General features: G+C 71.4%; 17 protein-coding genes. 7 read left to right on the top strand and 10 right to left on the bottom strand.

The annotated features are described in order from the left end of the window. Window positions 1-24: 24 nt before the first annotated feature. From I7X39_RS07000 to I7X39_RS06985, 4 genes are read left to right on the top strand one after another with little or no spacing between them, the layout of a single operon-like run. Complete coding sequence (locus I7X39_RS07000; RefSeq protein WP_198110267.1) at window positions 25-1,188, top strand: protein kinase family protein; 1,164 nt, start codon at window positions 25-27, stop codon at window positions 1,186-1,188. After that, window positions 1,188-3,812, top strand: coding sequence for a hypothetical protein (locus I7X39_RS06995; RefSeq protein ID WP_198110266.1), 2,625 nt, complete (start codon window positions 1,188-1,190; stop codon window positions 3,810-3,812). Before I7X39_RS07000 ends, I7X39_RS06995 begins: the two co-directional genes overlap by 1 nt. Continuing rightward, entirely contained in the window at window positions 3,809-5,848 is a 2,040-nt protein-coding gene (locus I7X39_RS06990; protein WP_310739885.1) for a UvrD-helicase domain-containing protein, read from the top strand. The genes I7X39_RS06995 and I7X39_RS06990 overlap by 4 nt, the downstream gene beginning before the upstream one ends. After that, window positions 5,845-6,498 carry a lysoplasmalogenase gene (locus I7X39_RS06985; RefSeq protein ID WP_198110265.1) on the top strand — a complete coding sequence of 218 codons (654 nt, stop codon included), beginning with the start codon at window positions 5,845-5,847 and terminating at the stop codon, window positions 6,496-6,498. Before I7X39_RS06990 ends, I7X39_RS06985 begins: the two co-directional genes overlap by 4 nt. Here the strand turns inward: I7X39_RS06985 and I7X39_RS06980 are convergent. Both I7X39_RS06980 and I7X39_RS06975 read right to left on the bottom strand, forming a co-directional pair. Further along, window positions 6,461-8,227, bottom strand: a complete 1,767-nt coding sequence (locus tag I7X39_RS06980; RefSeq protein WP_198110264.1) for an ATP-binding protein — start codon at window positions 8,225-8,227, stop codon at window positions 6,461-6,463. The genes I7X39_RS06985 and I7X39_RS06980 overlap by 38 nt on opposite strands. Then, entirely contained in the window at window positions 8,211-8,834 is a 624-nt protein-coding gene (locus tag I7X39_RS06975) for a response regulator (protein WP_198110263.1), read from the bottom strand. Before I7X39_RS06975 ends, I7X39_RS06980 begins: the two co-directional genes overlap by 17 nt. Window positions 8,835-9,000: 166 nt before the next feature. Here I7X39_RS06975 and I7X39_RS06970 point away from each other — a divergent pair, with 166 nt between their 5' ends. Then, on the top strand, window positions 9,001-10,302 hold the full coding sequence (locus I7X39_RS06970; RefSeq protein ID WP_198110262.1) for a chondroitinase-B domain-containing protein: 1,302 nt from the start codon (window positions 9,001-9,003) through the stop codon (window positions 10,300-10,302). Here the strand turns inward: I7X39_RS06970 and I7X39_RS06965 are convergent. From I7X39_RS06965 to I7X39_RS06935, 7 genes are all read right to left on the bottom strand, one after another. After that, window positions 10,289-11,098, bottom strand: a complete 810-nt coding sequence (locus I7X39_RS06965) for a LytR/AlgR family response regulator transcription factor (RefSeq protein WP_198110261.1) — start codon at window positions 11,096-11,098, stop codon at window positions 10,289-10,291. The genes I7X39_RS06970 and I7X39_RS06965 overlap by 14 nt on opposite strands. A gap of 28 nt (window positions 11,099-11,126) precedes the next feature. Continuing rightward, window positions 11,127-11,552, bottom strand: coding sequence for a hypothetical protein (locus tag I7X39_RS06960; RefSeq protein ID WP_198110260.1), 426 nt, complete (start codon window positions 11,550-11,552; stop codon window positions 11,127-11,129). Continuing rightward, the gene (locus I7X39_RS06955) at window positions 11,549-13,057 is read right to left on the bottom strand and encodes a histidine kinase (RefSeq protein ID WP_198110259.1); all 1,509 of its coding nucleotides are present in this window, start codon (window positions 13,055-13,057) and stop codon (window positions 11,549-11,551) included. The genes I7X39_RS06960 and I7X39_RS06955 overlap by 4 nt, the downstream gene beginning before the upstream one ends. Before the next feature lie 189 nt (window positions 13,058-13,246). Continuing rightward, window positions 13,247-13,816 (bottom strand): YceI family protein, encoded by a 570-nt coding sequence (locus I7X39_RS06950; protein ID WP_198110258.1) that lies wholly within the window; start codon window positions 13,814-13,816, stop codon window positions 13,247-13,249. A gap of 17 nt (window positions 13,817-13,833) precedes the next feature. After that, complete coding sequence (locus tag I7X39_RS06945) at window positions 13,834-14,373, bottom strand: YceI family protein (protein WP_310739884.1); 540 nt, start codon at window positions 14,371-14,373, stop codon at window positions 13,834-13,836. Window positions 14,374-14,512: 139 nt separating this feature from the next. Beyond that, window positions 14,513-15,043, bottom strand: a complete 531-nt coding sequence (locus I7X39_RS06940) for a cytochrome b (RefSeq protein ID WP_198110256.1) — start codon at window positions 15,041-15,043, stop codon at window positions 14,513-14,515. A gap of 60 nt (window positions 15,044-15,103) precedes the next feature. Continuing rightward, a complete protein-coding gene (locus I7X39_RS06935; RefSeq protein WP_198110255.1) occupies window positions 15,104-16,252 on the bottom strand; it encodes an alkane 1-monooxygenase in 1,149 nt (382 codons plus the stop codon). Window positions 16,253-16,305: 53 nt separating this feature from the next. Between I7X39_RS06935 and I7X39_RS06930 the strand changes: the two genes are divergently transcribed. Beyond that, the gene (locus tag I7X39_RS06930) at window positions 16,306-17,745 is read left to right on the top strand and encodes a CYTH and CHAD domain-containing protein (protein ID WP_198110254.1); all 1,440 of its coding nucleotides are present in this window, start codon (window positions 16,306-16,308) and stop codon (window positions 17,743-17,745) included. Here I7X39_RS06930 and I7X39_RS06925 read toward each other — a convergent pair whose 3' ends face one another. Beyond that, a complete protein-coding gene (locus I7X39_RS06925; RefSeq protein WP_198110253.1) occupies window positions 17,746-18,687 on the bottom strand; it encodes an alpha/beta fold hydrolase in 942 nt (313 codons plus the stop codon). 103 nt (window positions 18,688-18,790) lie between these two features. On the opposite strand from I7X39_RS06925, the gene I7X39_RS06920 reads away from it, so the two are divergent. Further along, window positions 18,791-19,495, top strand: a 705-nt coding sequence (locus I7X39_RS06920) for an AfsR/SARP family transcriptional regulator (RefSeq protein WP_310739883.1), incomplete at its 3' end; no start/stop codon positions are given.

Raw genomic sequence — 19,495 nt, 5'->3', positions numbered from 1 at the left:
CCCCTGCGCTCCCAGCTGCCGCCCATGACCAAGTCCAACGTCGATTTCGATCTCAATGCCTCGGGTGCCCAGGCGGGCGACAAGCTCGGCGTGTGGCGCCTGGAGCAGGCGCTGGCCGAGGTGCCTTCGGGGCGCTGGTGGCTGGCCCAGCACAGCCTGAGCCACCAGGGCGCCTGGGTCGTGGTCTATGCGCGCCCCGAGGATGCCGCCGCGGTGCTGCTGCGTATCGCGCAGACCGAGGGCCAGCCCTGGCAGCACCCAGACATCACCTGGCCGCTCGACTCCGGCCTGACGAGCGAGGGGCGGCCCTATGTGGTGTTCCCGCTGTCTGAAGGGGAGCCGCTGCTGCTGGCGGTGCGGCAGGCCTCGCTGCGTCGGCGCCTGGAGTGGGTGGTGCAGCTGTGCGAGCTGCTGCTGATGGCCGAGACGGCCGGCTTCGGTCTGGTCGAGCTCGACCCCAGCCTGCTGTGGGTTGGCCCGCAGCAGCAGCTGCGCCTGATGGCCCTGGCCCTGGTGCGCGCCGACGCCAAGGCTCAGCGCATGGGCAGCCTGCAGGGTCAGCTCTGCCACGCGGCACAGGCCATGGCTTGCCCCGAGGCCCAGGCGCGCGCGCCCGGCGTGGCCAGCAGCGGCGCAGCGCAGGTCTATGCCGTCGGCATGGTGACCTGCCTGCTCGTCAATGGCCGGCTGCCGCAGCAGGCCGAACCCGCCAATGCCCCGGTGCAGGCGCTGAGCCAGTGGCTGGCCCTGAAGCCCGAGGCGCGTGAGGCCCTGGACGAACTGCTGCGCCGCGCCACCGCGGCCGACCCCAAGCAGCGCCCGGCCGACCTGGGTGAGCTGGCCGAAGCCGTGGAAGGCTGGCTGGACGCCAGCGCCGGCATGGCCAGCACCGAAGCGGCCGCGCTGGACGCCGTGCAGCGCAAGCAGCGCGCCGAGGCGCCGACGATGCGCATGCCGCTGGACGAGGCCAAGACGATGCCGCCGGCCGAGCCCCCGAGTTCGGCCACCCTGCCACCCAAACGCTCTGCCAAGACCCTGCCGCCGCCCAAGCAGCCATCCAATCGGCCGTCGGCCGGGCCTGCGCCGGCCCCGGTCGCTGAACCGGAGCCGCCAGGGCGAGCGGCCCTCTGGTGGGTGGGCGGCGCCGTGGTGGTGGCGGGTCTGGTCCTGCTGGTCTGGCTGCGCTGATGCAGGCGCTGCAGGCGCGTCGGCGGCGGCGCTCGACCCGCCGCGTGGAGGACGATTCCCAGGCGGAGGCGCGCTCGGCCGGGCACTTGCCCGCGCATCTGCGCCGCACGCCGATGAGCCTGCGCATCGCGCTCGGCGTGCTGGGGCTGCTGTGCCTGGCGATGGCGCTGGCGCTGGCCAGCCAGTACCCGCTCGGCGTCGCCCCGGCGATGGTGGGCGTGCTGCTGGCGGCCTTGCTGGCGCGCTATTTCTGGGCCCCCTGGCCGGGCTGGATGCTGGCGCTGGTGCCGCTCATTGGACTCGCGCCCTGGACGGGCTGGCTGTGGCTGGAGGAGCTGGACCTGCTGGTGCTGGCCAGCGCGGCCGGCGGCTATCTGGCCTGGAGCGGCCCGAATCGCCAGCGCCCGCCCGCGCCGCAACCCCCGTGGCGGCACGAGCTGCGTTGGAGCGGGCCAGTCAAGCTGGCCTTGCTGGGCTGGGTGGTGTCGGTGGCGGTGGCCGCCGCGCTGGGCCTGCAGGACGCCGGAGCCGGGCTGGGCTGGTTTGACGGCTACCTGGAGCCCGGCTTCAGCTTGCGGCCGGCCAAGACCTTGCTGGCCCTTTTGCTGATGCTGCCCCTGTGGCTGCGCGCGGCGCGCCGCGCCCCGCAGGCCCTCACGCCCAGCCTGCTCGTCGGCATGGCGCTGCTGATGCTGGGCGTGGCCTGGGGCGCATTCGCCGAGCGCCTGGCCTTCACGGGGCTCACCAACTTCAGTGCCGACTACCGCACCACCAGCGGCTTCTGGGAAATGCATGTGGGCGGTGCCGCGCTCGACGGCGCGCTGGCCCTGAGCCTGCCCTTCGTGCTGGTGCTGGTGCTGCGCCAGCAAGGGGTGAAGCGCTTCAGCTTGGCCGTGGCGCTGCTCGGCTTTGGTCTGTACGTCTGGTTGACGACCTTTTCGCGCGCGCTCTACCTGGGCGTGCTGCTGGGCCTGGCGCTGACGGCGCTGCTGGCCTGGCGGCAGCGCCAGCACCTGCGCCGTGGCGTGGCCGACCCCGCCTCCAGCTGGCTGACCGGCCAGGTGCCGAGCGACGCCGATCTGCCCCGCGACCCCTGGCCGGGCCGCGTGGGAGCCCTGGCCATGCTGGGCGTGGCCGCCTGGGTGTGCTGGCAGCTCTTTCCCAGCAGCGGCTACCGTGGGCTGATCGGGGTTTGCGGCGCCATGGTGGCGTTGCTGTTCCAGCCGCCCACCCTGCAACGCGCCGAGACGGCCCAGCGCGCCCTGGTGACGGGGCTCGGGCTGGTGCTCGCCCTGGTGCCTGCCGGCCTGTGCGCGCTGCTCGCCTTGGCCTTCGACAAGTCGGCCTACCTCTCCTATGTGCTGGCCTGGTGCAGCAGCATGGTGCTGGCGCATTTGGCCTGGCGTGCGCCGGGCCTGTGGCGGCGGCCGCTGGCGGACGCCCTGCGCGCCGCGGCCTGGTTCTGGACCCTGGCGATGACCGCCCTGGTGGCCTGGAACTGGGGTGGCGATGCCGCATTGCAGGCCGCCTGGCTGCCCCTGATCCTGCTGGCAATGCTCTGGCCGATGACGCAGGGTGGCAGCCTGGGTAGCCTGCTGGCCACCCTGAGCTGGCGCACCCGGGTCGGGGCGGCCGGTTTGCTGCTGGCCGTGGGCGCGGTGGTGGCGGCTCTGGGCGGCGGTGCCTACATGGCCGAACGCTTCAGCACTGGCGCGCAGGACTTCCAGGGCCGGCTGACCCATTGGGAGCGTGCGCTGGCCATCGTGCAGGCCCGGCAGGCCTGGCTGTTCGGGGTTGGCGCCGGGCGCTTCGTCGCTCAGGCCCAGAACAACGCGGCGGTGGACGAACGCGTGGGCGACTACCGCTGGGCCGGCGGCGCCGCCGGGCCTCGGCTGGTGCTGGCTGCCGGCACCCACACGCAGGGACATGGCGAGCTGTTGCGGCTGACGCAGCGCGTCAAGGATGCCCCCGCTGGCCTGAAGCTGGTGCTGGAGGCGCGTGCCATCCAGCCCGTTCAACTGCATGCCGAGCTGTGCCAGAAGCATCTGCTCTACGAGGCCGCCTGCCGCGCGGCCGAGCTGAACGTGGACAAGGTCGACTGGAGCTGGCAGCGCTACGAACTGAACCTGGGCGGTGCTGGTGAACTGGCGGAGCGCGGCTGGCCGGCGCGCGAACTGGTGTTCGCCGTGGCCCTGGCCACACCGGGTCAGAAGATCGAGCTGCGCAAGCTCTCCCTGCGTGGCAGCGACGGGGTCGAGCTGCTGCGCAATGGCGACTTCAGCCGCGAGCTGGCGCATTGGTTCCCCAGCAGCGACCGCCACCACATGCCCTTCCACATGAAGAGCCTGCCGCTGCACCTGCTGTTCGAGCAGGGGCTGGTGGGCCTGGGGCTGGCCACCAGCCTGTGGCTGCTGGCGCTGGGCCGGCTGAGCCTGGGCGCGGCGCGCGAGCACCCGCTCGCACCGGCCTTGGCCGGCGCGCTGCTGGGCTTCGCCGTCGTCGGGCTGTTCGACAGCCTGGTCGATGCGACGCGCATCGCCTTCCTCTACTACCTGCTGCTGGCCCTGGCCCTGGGCCTGCGCGCACCGCCGCCGGTGGTGGCACCGCTGCCGGCCAAGCCGTGAGCGCGGTCGGTCTGAACGCCGCCCAGATGGCGGCCGTCAACCATTTGCATACGCCCTGCCTGGTGCTGGCCGGCGCGGGCTCGGGCAAGACGCGCGTCATCACGCACAAGATCGTGCGCCTGCTGCAAAGCGGGCTGCGACCCGAGCAGATCGCCGCCATCACCTTCACCAACAAGGCCGCGCAGGAGATGCGCGAGCGCGCCAAGGAGCTGGTGGGCGGCAAGGCGGCGGCCAAGCTGACCATCTCGACCTTCCACGCGCTGGGCGTGCGCTTCCTGCGCGAGGAGGGCCCGCTGCTGGGCCTCAAGCCGCAGTTCTCCATCCTCGATAGCGACGATGTGACGGGCCTGATCCGCGACTGTGCCAGCACCACCGATGCCAAGCTGCCCAAGATCTGGCAGTGGCAGATCTCGATGTGGAAGAACGAGGGCCTGGACGCCGCTGGCGCCCTGGCCGTGGCCGAGAGCGAATCCGAACGCCAGGCCGCGCTGATCTTTCAGGCCTACAGCGAGCGCCTGGCGGCCTTCCAGGCGGTGGACTTCGACGACCTGATCGGCCTGCCGCTCAAGCTCCTGAGCACGAACGCGGAGGTGGCCGCGCGCTGGCAGCAGCGCTACCGTCATGTGCTGATCGACGAGGTGCAGGACACCAATGCCGTGCAGTACGCGCTGCTCAAGGGCTTGGTGGGCGCGACCGGCATCTTCACGGCGGTGGGCGACGACGACCAGAGCATCTACGGCTGGCGCGGCGCCACGCTGGAAAACCTGAAGAGCCTGCAGACCGATTACCCGGCGCTGCAGGTGATTGCGCTGGAGCAGAACTACCGCTCCACCAGCGCCATCCTGCGTGCCGCCAACCATGTGATCGCCGCCAACCCCAAGCTGTTCGAGAAGAAGCTGTGGAGCGACCTGGGTGAGGGCGAGCCGGTGACGGTGCTGGAGTGCGACGACGAGGTGCACGAGGCCGAGCGCGCCGTCGCCCGTCTCGTCGCCAAGAAGAACGCCGATGGCGCGAACGGCAAATGGAGCGACTGCGCCATCCTCTACCGCGCCAACCACCAGGCCAAGCTGTTCGAGCAGGCGCTGCGCCGCGCCCAGGTGCCCTACAAGGTGAGCGGGGGCCAGAGCTTCTTCGAGCGCGCCGAGATCAAGGACCTGTGCGCCTGGCTGCGTCTGCTGGTGAACCCCGACGACGACCCGGCCTTTCTGCGTGCCGTCGCCACTCCCAAGCGTGGTATCGGTCACCAGACCCTGGCGGCGTTGGGCCAGTTCGCCGGCGCGCGCAAGACCAGCCTGTTCGAGGCCCTGTTCCAGGAGAGCCTGGACACCGTGATGAGCCCGCGCCAGTTGCACGGCCTGCACGAGTTCGGCCGCTACGTGAACGACCTGGCCGGGCGCGCCCGAGATGCGGTGGGCGGCGCTGCAGCGCGCACCCTGGCGATGGCCTGGCTGGAGGAGATCGGCTACGAGTCCCATCTGATGGACGGCGAGGACAGCGAGAAGACCGCGGCGAACCGCTGGAGCAATGTGCTGGACTTCGTCGACTGGATGGCGCGCCGCTGCGGCGGCGAGGGCACCGACCGCGAGGAGGCCACCTTGCTCGACGTGGCCCAGACCCTGAACGTCATCCTCAGCCTGATGGAGCGCGGCGACGACCAGGACCAGTTGGTGCTTTCGACCCTGCATGCCTCCAAGGGCCTGGAGTGGCCGCATGTGGTGCTGGCCTCGGTGGTGGAGGGCCTGCTGCCCTTCCACTCCGACGACGACCCCATCACTCCCGAGCGCCTGGCCGAGGAGCGTCGGCTCATGTATGTCGGCATCACGCGCGCGCGCCGCACCCTGGCGGTGAGCGTGCTGCGCCGGCGCAAGAAGGGTCGCGAGATGCTGATGGCGCGGCCCAGCCGCTTTGTGGAAGAGATGCGCCTGGGCGAAGGCGGCCCCAAGCGCGACCCGCGCGCCGAGCTGCTGGCGCTGAAGGCGCGCATGGCCGCCGAGGTGGCAGCGCGGGAGGCCAGCGCCCCAAAGGAGAAACCGTGATCCTCTTGGTCCTGGCCGCGCTCTGCGGCGCCGTGTTCATTGCTGCCGATCTGGCCTTGCTGCCCGCAGCACTGCGTTTTGCCGCCAAGCCGGCCGCCACCCTGCTGCTGATGGCCTGGGCCTGGCCGCGCGGGGCGCAGCAGTTCCTGCAGCGGCGCTGGCTGCGCGTGGGCCTGGTGTTCTCGCTCGGCGGCGATGTGGCGCTGCTCTGGCCCGAGCAGGGCTTTCTGCCGGGCCTGGTGAGCTTTCTGCTGGCGCACCTGGCCTTCATCCGCAGCATGACGACGCAGTCCCGCTTCGGGCGCCCGCCCTGGCCCTTTATTGAGTACGCGGGTCTGGCCGGCCTGCTGATCGGTCTGGTGCTGTGGCCGGGCCTGCCGGCCGATCTGCGCGCGTCCGTGCTGGTCTATGTGGCCGTGCTGGTGGCCATGGCCGGCCAGGGGGCGGCCTGGTGGTTGCAGGCGCGCAGCCCGGCAGCGGGCTTTGCTGCGCTGGGGGGCGCGGCCTTCCTGGTGTCGGACAGCCTGATCGCCATCGACCGCTTCGCCGGCGGCGTGCCGCTGGCCACGGTCTGGATCCACAGCCTGTACTGGCTGTCGCTCGCGCTGATGATCAGCGCGCTGCCTTCGCGCCTCGCAAGGTGGCGCTGATCTCATGCGCCAGCGCCAGGCCGTCCACCGGCTTGTGGCGTACCGGCAGGCCGGCGGCCAGCAGGGTCTGCACCCGCTCCGGCGTGGTCTCGCCGGTGATGACCCAGGCCGGCGCTTCGCAGCCCTGGGCGCGCAGGGCCTCCAGCGCGTCCAGGCCGGTCACCTCGTCGCGCAGCCGGTAGTCCAGCACCAGGGCCTCGGGCTGCCACTGCGGGCTCAGGCAGCTCAGCGCCTCGGTGACGCCACTGGCCGTGCGCACGCTCCAGCCCAGGGTCATCAGCAGCTCGGCCAGCGCGTCGCGAATGGCCACCTCGTCGTCCACCACCAGCAAGCGGTGCCCGGGCCCGCCCGGCGTGGTGCTGCCGGCCAGCGCGGCGGGCGCGTGCGTAGCCTGTGAGCTGCCCAGCGGCAGCCAGAGCGTGAAGCAGCTGCCCTGGCCGGGTTGGCTCTCCAGCCGCAGCTCCAGCCCCAGCAGGTTCACCAGCCGGCGCACGATGGCCAGGCCCAGGCCCAGCCCCTGCGCGCGGTTGCGGCCGGAGTTGTTGATCTGGAAGAACTCCTCGAACACGCGCTCCTGCAGCTCGGGTGGAATGCCCGGGCCGCTGTCCTGCACGCACAGCGCGGCGCGCTCGCCTTCGCGCAGCAGCATCAGGCAGATGCGACCCTGGGCGGTGAACTTGAGCGCATTGCTGAACAGATTGCTGAGGATGCGGCGCAGCAGGGCGGGGTCGGTGTACACACGCAGCGGCTCGCCTGGCGGCAGCTCGGGCAGCACGCAGTCGAAGGCCAGGCCCTGCTGGCTGGCTTGCGGCGCGTAGTCATCGGCACAACGGCGCAGCAGCTCGACCAGGTCCACGTCCTCGGCCTGCACGGCCACGGCGCCGGCGTCCAGCTGCGAGACCTCCATCAGGCTGTTCAGCAGCGCCTGGCTGTCCTGCAGCGCGCGGCGCAGGCCTGCACCCACCTGGGCCAGGCGTTCGTCCTTCTGCTGGCTGGCCAGGGCCTGCACGGTGGCCACGTGGTAGCTCAGGGCGGTCAGCGGCTGGCGCAGATCGTGGCTGGCGGCAGCGAAGAAGCGGGTCTTGGATTCGCTGGCGCGCTCGGCGCGGTCGCGTGCGGAGCGCAGCTCGTCGGCCAGGCGCACCAAGCGCACCTGGGCCCGGCCCTCGCCGTGCACATGGCGCACCAGCACGCCGAACATCAGCACCAGCAGCCCGGCCACGATCAGACCCTCCTGCGTGCCGCGTGCCAGCCAGCCCAAGCCCAGGCTGCCGCCATAGATGGCCACCCACAGCAGGTAGGCGCGCACATCGCCGGCCACCGTGGCCACGGCGCCGGCCGCGTTGCCCACCAGCACCATGGTCAGCAGGTAATGCCAATGGCTGTGCGGCTGCAGGAAGACCAGCACGAACAGGCCGGCGTGCACGAGGCCCAGAGCGGCCAGCACCGTCGTCATCTGGCGCAGGATGCGGCCCGGCGCCCAGCCGGCCGCCAGCCCATGTTCCAGCAGCAGGCTGCGGCCCCACAGGCCCAGCGTCATCACGCCCAGGTAGATCCAGGCACCCCAGCCGGCCCCCGCCTGGTAGGCCGCCCAGGCCACGGCCAGGTCCACCAGGAAGCGCGGGCCGCGCACCTGGCGCACGCCCTCGCGCAGCAGCAGCAGGCGCTCGGCCTGCAGCTGTTCCAGCTGGGCCGGGTTCAGCGCGCCGTCTTCAGCTGGCGCCGTCACTGCGCGCCCGATGAGCGGCCTCACCGCGGCTGCGCACCTGCAGCGCCGCCAGGATGGCCCGCACATGGCTCTTGACCGTGGTGTCGCCGATGCCGAGCAGGCGGGCGATCTGCTTGTCGGACTGGCCGCGCATCAGCTGCTCCAGCACGTCGATCTGGCGCGGCGTCAGGCTGGGGTAGAGCAAGGCCAGATCGAGCGGTGGCAGGCCGGTGCGTGCCGGCGCGGCCGGCGGGGTGGAAGGCTTGCCGCCGGACAGCACGGTCTGGAGGGTGTCGATCAGCTCCTGCGCGCCGGCCGACTTGCGCACATAGCCGGCCACGCCGAGCTCAAGCGCCCGGCGCATCACCGGCTCGCGGTCGTCGCCCGAGACCACGATGATGGGCGCGTGGCAGCCCTGGGCGCGCAGGGCGCTGATGGCGGCCGCACCGTCGCTCTGTTCGAGCCACCAGTCCAGCAGCACCAGTTCGTAGGGGATGGATTGCACGAGTTGCCGTGCGGTGTCGAGGTCGCGGGCCTTGTCGAGCGAGAGCTCGGGCATCACCACCTGCAAGAGCATTTCCAGCGATTCACCGATCAGCTGGTGGTCTTCGATCCAAAGGGCGCGCATGCGTAAGCTTAGAAATGAATCGGGCCGCGGAACGCGGCCGTTCCGCAGCCCGACCGCCCCCCGTTCCCCCTGAAGGCCTCGTTCGAGGATGACAGCGCTGGCGGGGACTTTAGGGGGCTGCGCGACATTCTCTGCTCCTTCGTAAGAAGGAGCGTCTGCGGGTGCGATGCTCTGCGCCTTTTCGCACGGGGGTCTGGACATGCGCTGGCTGTGGTTGGGTTGCGCGGGCGTTCTGCTGGGGGGCAGCGCCGGTCTGTGGGCGTTCGGGCGCACGGACCCGGTGCTGCCGGGGCTGGACCGCACGCTGAGCCAGGCGCTGGCGGCCTGGCAGGAGCGCACGCCGGACCCCGACTGGCGCAGCCGCGCGCAGGCCTGGCGTGCGAATCTGCAGCACCCGCTCCTCACCCAAGCCCTGCAAGCCAGCTGGCCGCCGCCCGCGCTGCCAGAGCGCGTGCCCCAGGGCCGCTGGGTCCGGGTGACCGATGTGGCCGCCCTGCGGACGGCCTTCGACCAAGCGCAGGCCGGCGATGTGATCGAGCTGCAGGCCGGCGACTACCCGATCGCCGCCTACCTGCAGACGCCGCGCGCCGGCCGTGCCGACGCCCCGATCGTGCTGCGCGGCCGCCCCGGCGCGCGCCTGCTGGCGCAGGGCGTCATGGCCCTCAAGCTCACGCAGCCCTACTGGGTCATCGAAGGCCTGCACATCGAGGGGCGATGCCGCAACGCGGCCGATTGCGAGCATGCGATGCAGGTGGCGGGCGACGCCCACCACAGCCTGATCCAGGCCAACCGCCTGCTCAACTTCAATGCCGCCATCAAGGTCAATGGCGAGCGTGGCCGCTGGCCGGATCACGGCCGGGTGCAGGGCAATTGGCTGGAGAACCAGGCCCCCCGCCCGGGCGACGCGCCGACGGTGGCCTTCGACCTCGTCGGCGCCTCCGCCTGGACGGTCGAGGACAACACCGTGCTGGGCTACGCCAAGGGCGGCGGGGACCACATCAGCTACGCGCTCTTCATGAAGGGCGGCGGCCAGGGCGGGCGCTTCCTGCGCAACCGGGTGGTGTGCGCGCCGCGGCCGGGCTTCGAGCCGGGCGGCTTCCAGATCGGCATTTCCTTCGGCGGCGGGTTGACCGATCCCAAGCTGATGCGCCCGAACGTCGCCGGCTACGAGCACCTGGATGGGCTGGCCGAGGACAACACGGTCTTGAACTGCAACGACAGCAGCTTCGACGTCAACCAGTCCGCCGGCGTCGTGCTGCGCGGCAACCGCTTCCTGGGGGGCGGTGGCGTCACGGTGCGGGGCAAGGAAGCCAGCGCCCATGCCGAGGCCAATGTGGGCAGCGCCGCCTTGCACGCGCGCCGCGGCAACCGGCTCAGCGTGGCCAGCCACCAGCGCTGGCGCCCCGAGACCGAGGACGCGCAGGCCGCGCTGGAGCAGCTGCCGCAGTCGCCGCCTACATCCCCTTGAACAGGTGCGTGTAGCTGCGGCTGACTTCCAGCTTCTCGTTCACGCCCTTCACCGAGACCAGCTGACGGCCGCGGAAGTCGCGTCCGATGCCGGTGATGGCCTTGACGTTCACCAGCGTGCTGCGGTGGATCTGCCAGAACAGATGCGGGTCGAGCTCGTCCACCAGCTCCTTGATGGGCTTGCGGATCAGGGCTTCGATCTGCTCGGTCTGCACTCGCGTGTACTTCTCGTCCGAGATGAAGAACAGCACCTCGGCCACCGGGATCATGCGGATTTCCTGGCCCACGGTGGCTTGGATCCATTCGAGGTAGCGCGGCACGCCGCCGGGCTGCAACTTGGCAGAGAGGGAGTGCAGCAGCTGTTGGATCGGCTGGGCCGGGGTGGCGCCGGCGGCATCGTCTGAATCGCGCGCGGCCAGGCGCTTCTTGATGCGTTCCGCCGTCAGCTGCAGGCGCTCGCGCTCGGCGGGCTTGAGCACGTAATCGGCCACGCCCTGCTCGAAGGCCTCGACGGCGTACTGGTCGTAGGCGGTGATGAAGACGATCTCGGGGATGCGCCAGTCGTCCGTCTCTTCCAGCTGGGCGATCTGCTTGGCCGCCTCGACGCCCGTCAGGCCCGGCATGCGGATGTCCAGCAGGCACAGATCGGGCTTGTGCTCCTTGGTCAGCTCTACCGCCTCCAGGCCATTCTTGGCCTCGGCCACGATCTCCAGCTCCGGCCAGACCTCGGCGAGGCGGGCGCGCAGTTGCTCGCGCATCAGGCGTTCGTCGTCGGCAAGGATGGCGCGGATGGGCATGGCAGGCTCCTGGGGTCGGGCCGCGACTTTATGCGCTGGCCGGCCGGGCGGGTTGCTTGCGCTTGAGCAGCCAGACGATCAGCAGCACCGGCAGGGCCAAGGGGGCGAGCAGCAGGGCCGAGGTGCCGGCCAGCACCACCGCCACCAGGCCCAGGCTGAACAGCACCGCCAGCACCGGCACGCCGACGCCGACCAGCAGCACCAGGGGCAGCACCACCACCAGGGTGAAGCCCAGGGCCACGGCCGCGGCAATCAGGCCCAGCACGCCATGTTCGGCCTCCAGGCCGCCCAGGTGCACGAAGTCGCTGATGTCTTCGCCATCCACCACCACATGCCAGCTGCCGGCCTGCGAGAGCCCTTCCTGGGCCAGGCCCACCAGCACGCCACCCATCACCAGGCTGGCCACGAGGACGGCCAGGCTCGTCCAGGCCAGGAACTTCAGGAACTTGCTCATTTCGTTTCTCCTTCGGCTTCGTTGCTCTTGTAGGGCACGCTGATGCGGATGAGCGTGCCGCAGGGTTGGTTCTCGGCCACCGTCAGGCTGGCCTTGTTGCCGTACAGCAGCTGCAGGCGTTCGCGGGTGTTGGCCAGGCCCACGCCGGTGCCGCTGGTGGCGGCGCGGCCGAAGCCCAGGCCGGTGTCGGCCACTTCGACGACGAGCTTGCCGTGCTCGATGCGCGCCCGCACCGCCAAGGAACCGCCCTCGGGCTTGGGTTCCAGGCCATGCTTGATGGCGTTCTCCACCAGGCCCTGGATGATCATGGGCGGGAACTCGGCGCTCAGCAGGCCGTCCGGCACGTCGATCTCCACCTGCAGGCGCTCTTCCATGCGCACCTGCAGGATCTCCAGGTAGGGCCGCACCACCGCCATCTCGCGCCTCAGGTCGCGCAGGCCCGAACCGCTGCCGTTGGCTTCGCGCATCGTCGGCATGGTGGCGCGCAGCAGGGCGATCAGGTTCTTCTGCATCTGGCTGGCCCGCTTCGGGTCCACCTCGATCAGGTGGTCGATCGACGCCAGGGTGTTGAACAGGAAGTGCGGCTCCACCTGGGCCTGCATGGTGTTCAGGCGGGCCTCGACCAGCTGGCGCTTGAGCGCCTCGGCTTCGGCGGTTTCCTCGGCGGCGGCGGCCTTGGCCTCGGCCTCGGCGCGGCCCTTGTAGGTGGCCTTGATGAGCGCGCTGGCCAGCAGCAGCAGCACGGTCAGGTCCATCAGGAAGTCGCCGAACTGGATCACGCGGGTGCGCTTGCGGCTTTCGCGGCTGGCCTTTTCCCAGGCCTTGAGCACGCGGCGCTTTTCCTGCTCCCAGCGGCGCTTCTCGGCCTCGTACTGGCGGCGGGCGGCTTCCTTGGCCTTGTCGCTGGCCTCGCGGGCGGCCTGCTCCATCTCCTTGCGGATTTCTTCCGTCACCTCGGGGGGCAGGCGGATGTCGAGCACGGTGTTGGGGCTGGACGCGGCCCCGCTGGCGGCCGGCTGGCCCGGGGTGACGATGCGCAGGCCATCGGGGCTGATCTTGACCTCGGCGGCTTCCTCGGTCTTGCCACGCAGGCCGAAGCGCACGCCTTCGCGGCCGATCTTGACTTCAAAGTGCTCGGGGGCGCTGGCGCTGACCTTGGCGGGCTCAGGGGTGTCCGTGTCCTCCGGCTCGGCGGCGGCCTCCGGCTTCGCCTCGGGTTCGGGCAGCTCGGGCATTTCCGGCAGGTCGGGCGGCGGCAGGCTCGGGCCTTGCTCTTCGACCGTCTCGGTGAAGCGCCAGGTGAAGGGCGGCAGTTCGGTGACGATCTTCACGCCGATCAGCGTCAGCAGCGCATAGGCCGTGAAACGCCACCAGCTCAGGCGCACCAGCCAGCCGGCATAGCCGTGGAAACCCTTGATCGAGGCGGCCAGCCAGCGGCTCAGGCGTTCGCGCCAGACCGGATCGGTGATCCAGGCGGGGATTCGGGGGGCCTTGTACTGCGTCATGGGGCGGACTGTAGGGAGTCCGCCCGACTGGGTCGCGCGTGGCGCGATGCACCGGCCGGATCAGCTGACGACCTGCACGGATCTGCGACAGGCCGGCGCAGGGGGATCAGGTGGCCGCCGCGGATCCGGCTCTGCTGGTCCGCCAGCGGCGCCCCCTGGGGGGAGGCGCCAGGAGGCGCCTCGGGGGGGTCAAGGTTGCTTGATGGCTTCGACTTGGATGACCAGGCGCACGCTGTCGGGGATGCCAGGCAGGCCGTAGCCCATGCCCCACTGGCTGCGCTGGATGGTGCCGACGAAGTCGCCGCCGCAGGCCTGGGCCTTGAACATCGGGTGGTCGAAGCAGTTGTAGTTCTCGGCCGTGAAGGTCACCGGGCCGGTCTTGCCCAGCAGGGTCAGCTGGCCGGAGACGGACTTGACCTTGCTGCCGTCGAACTCGAACTTGTCGCCCACAAAGGTGGCGGTGGCGAACTTCTCGATGTCGAAGAAGTCCTTGCTCTTCAGGTGGCCGTCGAAGCGGGCGGTACCGGTGTTGATGGAGCTCATGTCCACCGTGATCTCGGCGCGGCCGGTCTTGGCGGCGGGGTCGATGGTGATGCTGCCGTCCTTCTTGTCGAAGCGGCCGCGGTTCGTGCTGGTGCCGAAATGCTTCGCCTCGAAGGTGACGAAGGTGTGCATCGGCTCGATCTTGTAGGTGGCGGGCTGGGCGTGGACGGCACCGGCGGCTACCAGCGCGGCCAGCAGGGAGAGGGACTTCTTCATGCGGGTGTTTCCTTGGGTTAGAGCGGCGCCATGCCGCTGAAGGGGAACTTGAAGCGCACCTGGACCTCGTCGGCCACGATGCTGGTGTCGGCCCATTCACCGGTGCCGATCTTCCAGTCCTTGCGCTTGAGGGCGAAGCTGCCGGTGGCCGTGCTGATGGCACCGGCCTGGGCCAGTTGCAGGGGCACCGTCATGGCCTTGCTCTGGCCTTTGAGGGTGAACTGGCCTTGCATCTCGAACTTGCCGCCGCCCAGGGGCTTGACGGACTGGGCGACGAATTTGGCCTCCGGGAACTTGGCGGCATCGAACCACTCGGGCTTGACCAATTCGGCATCCACCTCGGGCGTGCCCACGGCGGCGCTCTTGGTGTGCACGGTCAGCGCAATCTTGGCGGCCTCGGGCTTCTTGGGGTCGAACTGGAAGGCGTCGAGCTTGAAGCTCTTGAAGCGGCCTTCCACCGGCACGCCCATCTGCTTGCTGGTGAAGACGATCTCGGCGCCCTGCGGCAGCAGGGTTTGGGCCCAAAGCGGGGAGGCGGGCAGGAGGGCAGCAAGCACTGCGGAGCGGATAAGACCTGATTTCATTCAGAAGGGTGTGAAGTGAGCCGTTGATTTGGGGGCAGCGCGGAACCGGCTTTGCCGGGCCGCTGCTGCCGCCCCCTTGAGGGGGAAGCGGCGCAGCCGCTTCGGGGGTGGGTCAAAACCTCATGCGGTCGAGCAGGCGGTCGCGGTCGACGAATTGGTGTTTGATGGCGGCAGCGGCGTGGGCCAGGATCAGCAGCAGCAGGCTCCAGGCGGCCAGCTTGTGCAGGCCTTTCAGGGCCTCGGCCAGCTCGGGGTTCTTGCCCACGAAATCCGGCAGCGGCAGCACGCCGAACCACACCACCGGAAAGCCGGCCGCATTGCTGTAGGCCCAGCCCAGCAGAGGCACGGCGAACATCAGCAGATAGAGCAGGCCATGCACGGCGTGGGCGGCGCGCGCCTGCCAAGCCGGCATGGGCAGATCGGGCGGCGGGCGGTGGCCGGCGCGCCAGGCGGTGCGCAGGATCACCAGCAACAGCAGCGTGATGCCGGCCCATTTGTGCCAGTTGATCAGCTTCAGGCGCTGCAGGCCCATGGGCAGATCGGACACATACAGGCCCATGCCGATGGCGCCCAGCAGGCCGATGGCCATCAGCCAGTGCAGCAGCACAGCCGGGCGGGAATAGCGGTGGGGAGAGCTTTGCATCACGGCTCCAGTGTCAGCGCGCGGGCGGCAGCCTAGGCGCAAGCCGGCTGACGATGGGTTTCAATGGGTTTGAACGATCGCCGGCTGCCAGCGCGAACCGGGTTGTACGTTCGCGCGGCCCACATCCCCTTGGTAATGGGCCAGCACGCGGCGGTCCATCACCCGGAACCACAGCGGCGGCAGCCAGGCCAGCACCAGCAGGCCGGCATAGCCGCTGGGCAGTTGCGGGGCGCCCTCGAAGTGGCGCAGCACCTGGTAGCGCCGGCCCGGGTGGGCGTGGTGGTCGCTGTGGCGCTGCAGCTGGAACAGGAAGAGGTTGGAGACGCGGTGGCTGCTGTTCCAGGAGTGCTCGGGCTGCACGCGCTCGGGCCGCCCTTGCGCATCGGGCTGGCGCTTCAGGCCGTAGTGCTCGATGTAGTTCACCACCTCGAGCAGGCTGAAGCCGTAGAGCGCCTGCAGCAGCAGGAAGGGCAGCAGCAGCGGCCCGAAGGCGGCGAGCAGCCCGCCCCAGAGCAGCACCGTCATCGCCCAGGCCTGCAGGCATTCGTTGCGCCAGTGCCAGAGCCCCAAGCCGCGCCCGGCCAGGCGCGCACGCTCCAGCGCCCAGGCGCTGCGGATGCCGCCCAGCACCGTGCGCGGCCAGAAGGCCCAGAAGCTCTCGCCCAGGCGGGCCGAGGCCGGGTCCTCGAAGGTGGCCACGCGGCGGTGGTGGCCGCGGTTGTGTTCGACGTAGAAATGCCCGTACCCCACCGGGGCCAGCGCCACGCGCGCCAGCCAGCGCTCCCAGCGCGGGTGCTTGTGGCCCAGTTCGTGCGCGGTGTTGATGGCCACGCCATTGATGCCGCCCACACTCAGGATCAGCCCCAGCCACACCCAGGGCTCGGCCGCGTGCTGCACGGCCAGCGCGCTGCCGTGCACCAGCAGCGCGAACTGCAGCGGAATGAAGGCCACCAGCAGGGCGCGGTACCAGGGGTCGGCCGCCAGTGCGCCTTCGGCTTCGGGCGGCAGGTTGCGGCGGTCGGTGCCCACCAGCGCGTCCAGCAGCGGGATGCCTACATGCATCACCAGCGCGGGTACATACAACCAAGCCACCTGGCCGTGCTGCTCGAAGCGCCACAGGTTCAGCCACACCAGGCCGGGGAACAGCCCGGCCAGGGCCCAGAGCCAGCGGTTGGGGTCGCGCCAAGGGGTGGATTGCATGGCCTGCATGCTGCGAGCCGCACCGCCGCTTGGCAAGGGTGCGAACGAGAATCCCCGCCGCCATGAACGAGATCGAACTGCGCTTCCACGTCCCCGCCGATCAACTGCCCGCTGTGCACCGCTGGCTGGACGCCCGCCGCCCGGCCGAGCGCCTGCCGCTGGCGGCGATCTACTTCGACACTGCGGATCGGACCCTGGCCCGCGCCGGCATCGGCCTGCGCCTGCGCCAGGAAGGGCCGCAGTGGGTGCAGACCTGCAAGGGCCCGGCGGAGGACGGCATCACCCGGCTGGAGCACAACGCCGCCGCCGGCACGGCCGAACCGCAGCTGGACCTGAGCCGCCACGCCGGCCACCCGCTGGGCGAGCGGCTGGCGGCTCTGGGTGAGCGCGGTGGCCTGGATTTGCGCCCGGTGTTCGAAACCCGCATCGAGCGCGCCCAGCGCGCCTCCCGCGTGCCGGGCGCCCAGCTGGAGCTGGCGCTGGACGTGGGTGAACTGCGTGCCGGCGAGGCGCGCCTGCCCGTGCACGAGCTGGAGCTGGAACTGGCCGGCGGAGACGTCAACGCCCTGCTGGCCTACGCCCATGGCCTGGTGACGCGACTGCCGCTCAGCCTGGACCTGCGCAGCAAGGCCGAGCGCGGCGAGAACCTGGCGCGCGGCCTGCTGCGAAGCCCGCCCCGCAAGGCCAAGCCCCTGGCCCTGCGCAAGGACATGACGGCTGCCGCCGCCTTGCGCGCCCTGCTGCTCAACGGCTTCGACCAGGTGGCGGCGAATGCCAGCCAGATCGGCAGCGGCGACTGGACCGACGAGCACCTGCACCAGCTGCGCGTGGGCCTGCGCCGCCTCAAGAGCGGCCTGCGCCTGTTCCGCGGCCTGGGGCCCACCGCGCGGCACCCGGCCTGGCCGGCCTTCGAGGCCCGGGCCACCGCCTTGCTCAAGGCCCTGGGCCCCCTGCGCGATGCCGCGCTGCAGCCCGCGCAGCGCTGGCCGGCGCTGGCCCAGGCCCTGGCCGAGCAGGGGCTCCGCCTGCCCGCAGCAACCCCCGGCCCCACCCGCGCGGCCCCCGCCCTGGCCCTGGTGCGCGCCCCGCAAACCCAGCAATTCCTGCTGGAATGGCTGGGCTGGATGCACTGGCTGGACCAGCAGCCGGCCGACGCCACGCCCTGGCCGCTGCGCGCCCGGCTGCGCCGCTGGCGCCAGCGGCTGCAGCGCCAGGCCCAGGGCGTCGCGGCGCTGGACGCCGAAGCCCGCCATGCGCTGCGCCTGCGTCTCAAGCGCTTGCGCTACGGCTTGGAGTGGGCCGCCGGCCTCTACAAGCCCAAGGCCTTGGCGCGCCGGCTCAAGGCCCTGGCGGCGGCGCAGGATCAGCTGGGCGAGCTGTGTGACCTGGAGCTCGCGCTGGCCGGCCCGCTGGCCCCCGGCGACGCCGCGCAGGCCCTGGCGCGCGGCTGGTTGCTGGCGCGCCGGCAGGCCGTGCTGGCGTTGCGCCTGCCCAAGCCCTGATCAGCCCTTGCCGGCCAGGAACTCGCCGTAGGTGCGCGCGCAGTCCGCCGGCGCTTCCATCATCGGCAGGTGGCCGATGCCCTCCAGCAGGCGCACTTCCGCCTGCGGCAGCAGGGCCTTGAGCAGGGCGGCGCCGGAGGCGTCGAACACCTGGTCCTGCCGGCCCCAGAGCGCCAGCACCGGCAGGCGCAGGCCGGCCAGGCGTTGCTGCAGCAAGTAGCGGTCGGCCACATGCTCGCGCCACAGGCGCAGGTTGGAGCTGGCGCGGGCCACGGCCTCCTGGCGCGCCGCCTGCAGCACCGGGTAAGGCAGCCAGGGCCGGCGCGCGAACAGGCGTTGCAGCAGGGTGTCGAACTCGGCCGCGGTGCGCGCCAGCAGCGGCGCCTGGCCGGCGTCGATCAACCGGTCCACCGGGCTGGGTCGGCTGCTGCGCAGGCCGTGCGGGGCGCCGATGAAGGCCAGGCTGGCCACGCGCTCCGGGTGGCGTTGCGCAAACAGCGCCGCCAGTGCGCCGCCCATCGAGCTGCCGGCCAAGTGGGCGCGCGCGATGCCCAGGGCGTCCAGCAGCGCGGCCAGGCGCTCCAGTTGCTCGGCGTAGCCGTAACGCTGGCTGTCCAGCCGTTCGCTCTGCCCGAAGCCGGGCAGGTCGGGCACGATCAGGCGGCGTCGGCCGGGCAGGGCGCGGGCGAAGTCCACCCAATGGTCTTTTTCAGCAAACAGGCCGTGCAGCAGCACCACCGGCGTGTCGTCGGGGTCGTGCTGGCGTGAGCTCAGCAGCTGCAGCCGGTGCCCGGCCACCTGGAGCTGGCTGGCGCGCAGCCCGGCGGCCCAGCGGTTCAGATGCAGCAAGGCCGGGCGCGACCAGCGTGGGTGGCGCCACCACAGGGAGGCTCCGCTGGCCAAGGTGGCCGCCAAGCCGCTCAAAAGAATCCAAAGGGCCATCGGGGGCTCCGCCAAAGGGCATCGGGTCAGAATGCGCGGCACTCTAGGAAGGCCGGCGTGACGCACCCGTGACGGGCTCGCCCCCGCCACGCCCCTCCCCACCATGGCAAGTCAGCAGCTGCAACTGAACGGACGGCCCCAGGTCTGCCCGCCCGACGGCGCGGCGGTGCCCCTGTCTGCGCGCGAGGCCGCGCTGCTGGCCTGGCTGCACCTCGAAGGCCCGACGCCGCGCAGCCGCCTGGCTGGCCTGCTCTGGCCCGCGGGCACCGAGGCGCAGGCGCGCGCCAACCTGCGCCAGGCCCTGGCCCGGCTGCGCCGCGGCGCGGGCGAGCTGGTGGTGGACAGCGAGGGCGTGCTGGCGCTCGCTGCCGAGGTGGTGGTGGCCGACGACGCTCCGGGCCTGCTGCTCGGTACCGTCGACACCGATGCCCTGCCCGAGTTCGCCGACTGGCTGGCCACGCGCCGCGAGGAGCAGCAGCGCCGCCAGGAGCGCGACGCTGCCGCCCAGGGCCAGCGCTGCCTGGCCGCGGGCGACCTGGACGGCGCGCTGGCCGCGGCCGATGCCCTGCTGGCCGCGCAGCCCGAGAACGAATCCGGCTGGCGCCTGCGCATGGAGGCCCTGTACCTGCGCGGCGACCGCGCGGCCGCCATCGCCGCCTGGGACGCCTGCCGCCTGGCGCTGCGCCAGGCCTTCGGCATCGCGCCCTCGGCCGCCACCAACGAGCTGGGCCGGCTGATCCTGGCCAGCGAAGCCGCCGCGGCCACGCCCGCCGCGCTGCCGCCCGCCCTGCCCGCCGCGCTGCGCCGC

This window comes from Inhella proteolytica (assembly GCF_016093275.1).
GTDB classification, from domain to species: domain Bacteria; phylum Pseudomonadota; class Gammaproteobacteria; order Burkholderiales; family Burkholderiaceae_C; genus Inhella; species Inhella proteolytica.
The sequence above is the reverse complement of the archived record's forward strand: the minus strand, read 5'-3'. Positions and strand labels throughout refer to the sequence as shown.

Bases quoted from the DNA above. Each gene is read 5' to 3' on its own strand.
- I7X39_RS07000 (WP_198110267.1), top strand. From the start codon at position 25: ATGACCAAGTCCAACGTCGATTTCGATCTCAATGCCTCGGGTGCCCAG.
- I7X39_RS06995 (WP_198110266.1), top strand. From the start codon at position 1,188: ATGCAGGCGCTGCAGGCGCGTCGGCGGCGGCGCTCGACCCGCCGCGTG.
- I7X39_RS06975 (WP_198110263.1), bottom strand. From the start codon at position 8,834: ATGCGCGCCCTTTGGATCGAAGACCACCAGCTGATCGGTGAATCGCTG.
- I7X39_RS06970 (WP_198110262.1), top strand. From the start codon at position 9,001: ATGCTCTGCGCCTTTTCGCACGGGGGTCTGGACATGCGCTGGCTGTGG.
- I7X39_RS06965 (WP_198110261.1), bottom strand. From the start codon at position 11,098: ATGCCCATCCGCGCCATCCTTGCCGACGACGAACGCCTGATGCGCGAG.
- I7X39_RS06960 (WP_198110260.1), bottom strand. From the start codon at position 11,552: ATGAGCAAGTTCCTGAAGTTCCTGGCCTGGACGAGCCTGGCCGTCCTC.
- I7X39_RS06955 (WP_198110259.1), bottom strand. From the start codon at position 13,057: ATGACGCAGTACAAGGCCCCCCGAATCCCCGCCTGGATCACCGATCCG.
- I7X39_RS06950 (WP_198110258.1), bottom strand. From the start codon at position 13,816: ATGAAGAAGTCCCTCTCCCTGCTGGCCGCGCTGGTAGCCGCCGGTGCC.
- I7X39_RS06940 (WP_198110256.1), bottom strand. From the start codon at position 15,043: ATGCAAAGCTCTCCCCACCGCTATTCCCGCCCGGCTGTGCTGCTGCAC.
- I7X39_RS06935 (WP_198110255.1), bottom strand. From the start codon at position 16,252: ATGCAGGCCATGCAATCCACCCCTTGGCGCGACCCCAACCGCTGGCTC.
- I7X39_RS06930 (WP_198110254.1), top strand. From the start codon at position 16,306: ATGAACGAGATCGAACTGCGCTTCCACGTCCCCGCCGATCAACTGCCC.
- I7X39_RS06925 (WP_198110253.1), bottom strand. From the start codon at position 18,687: ATGGCCCTTTGGATTCTTTTGAGCGGCTTGGCGGCCACCTTGGCCAGC.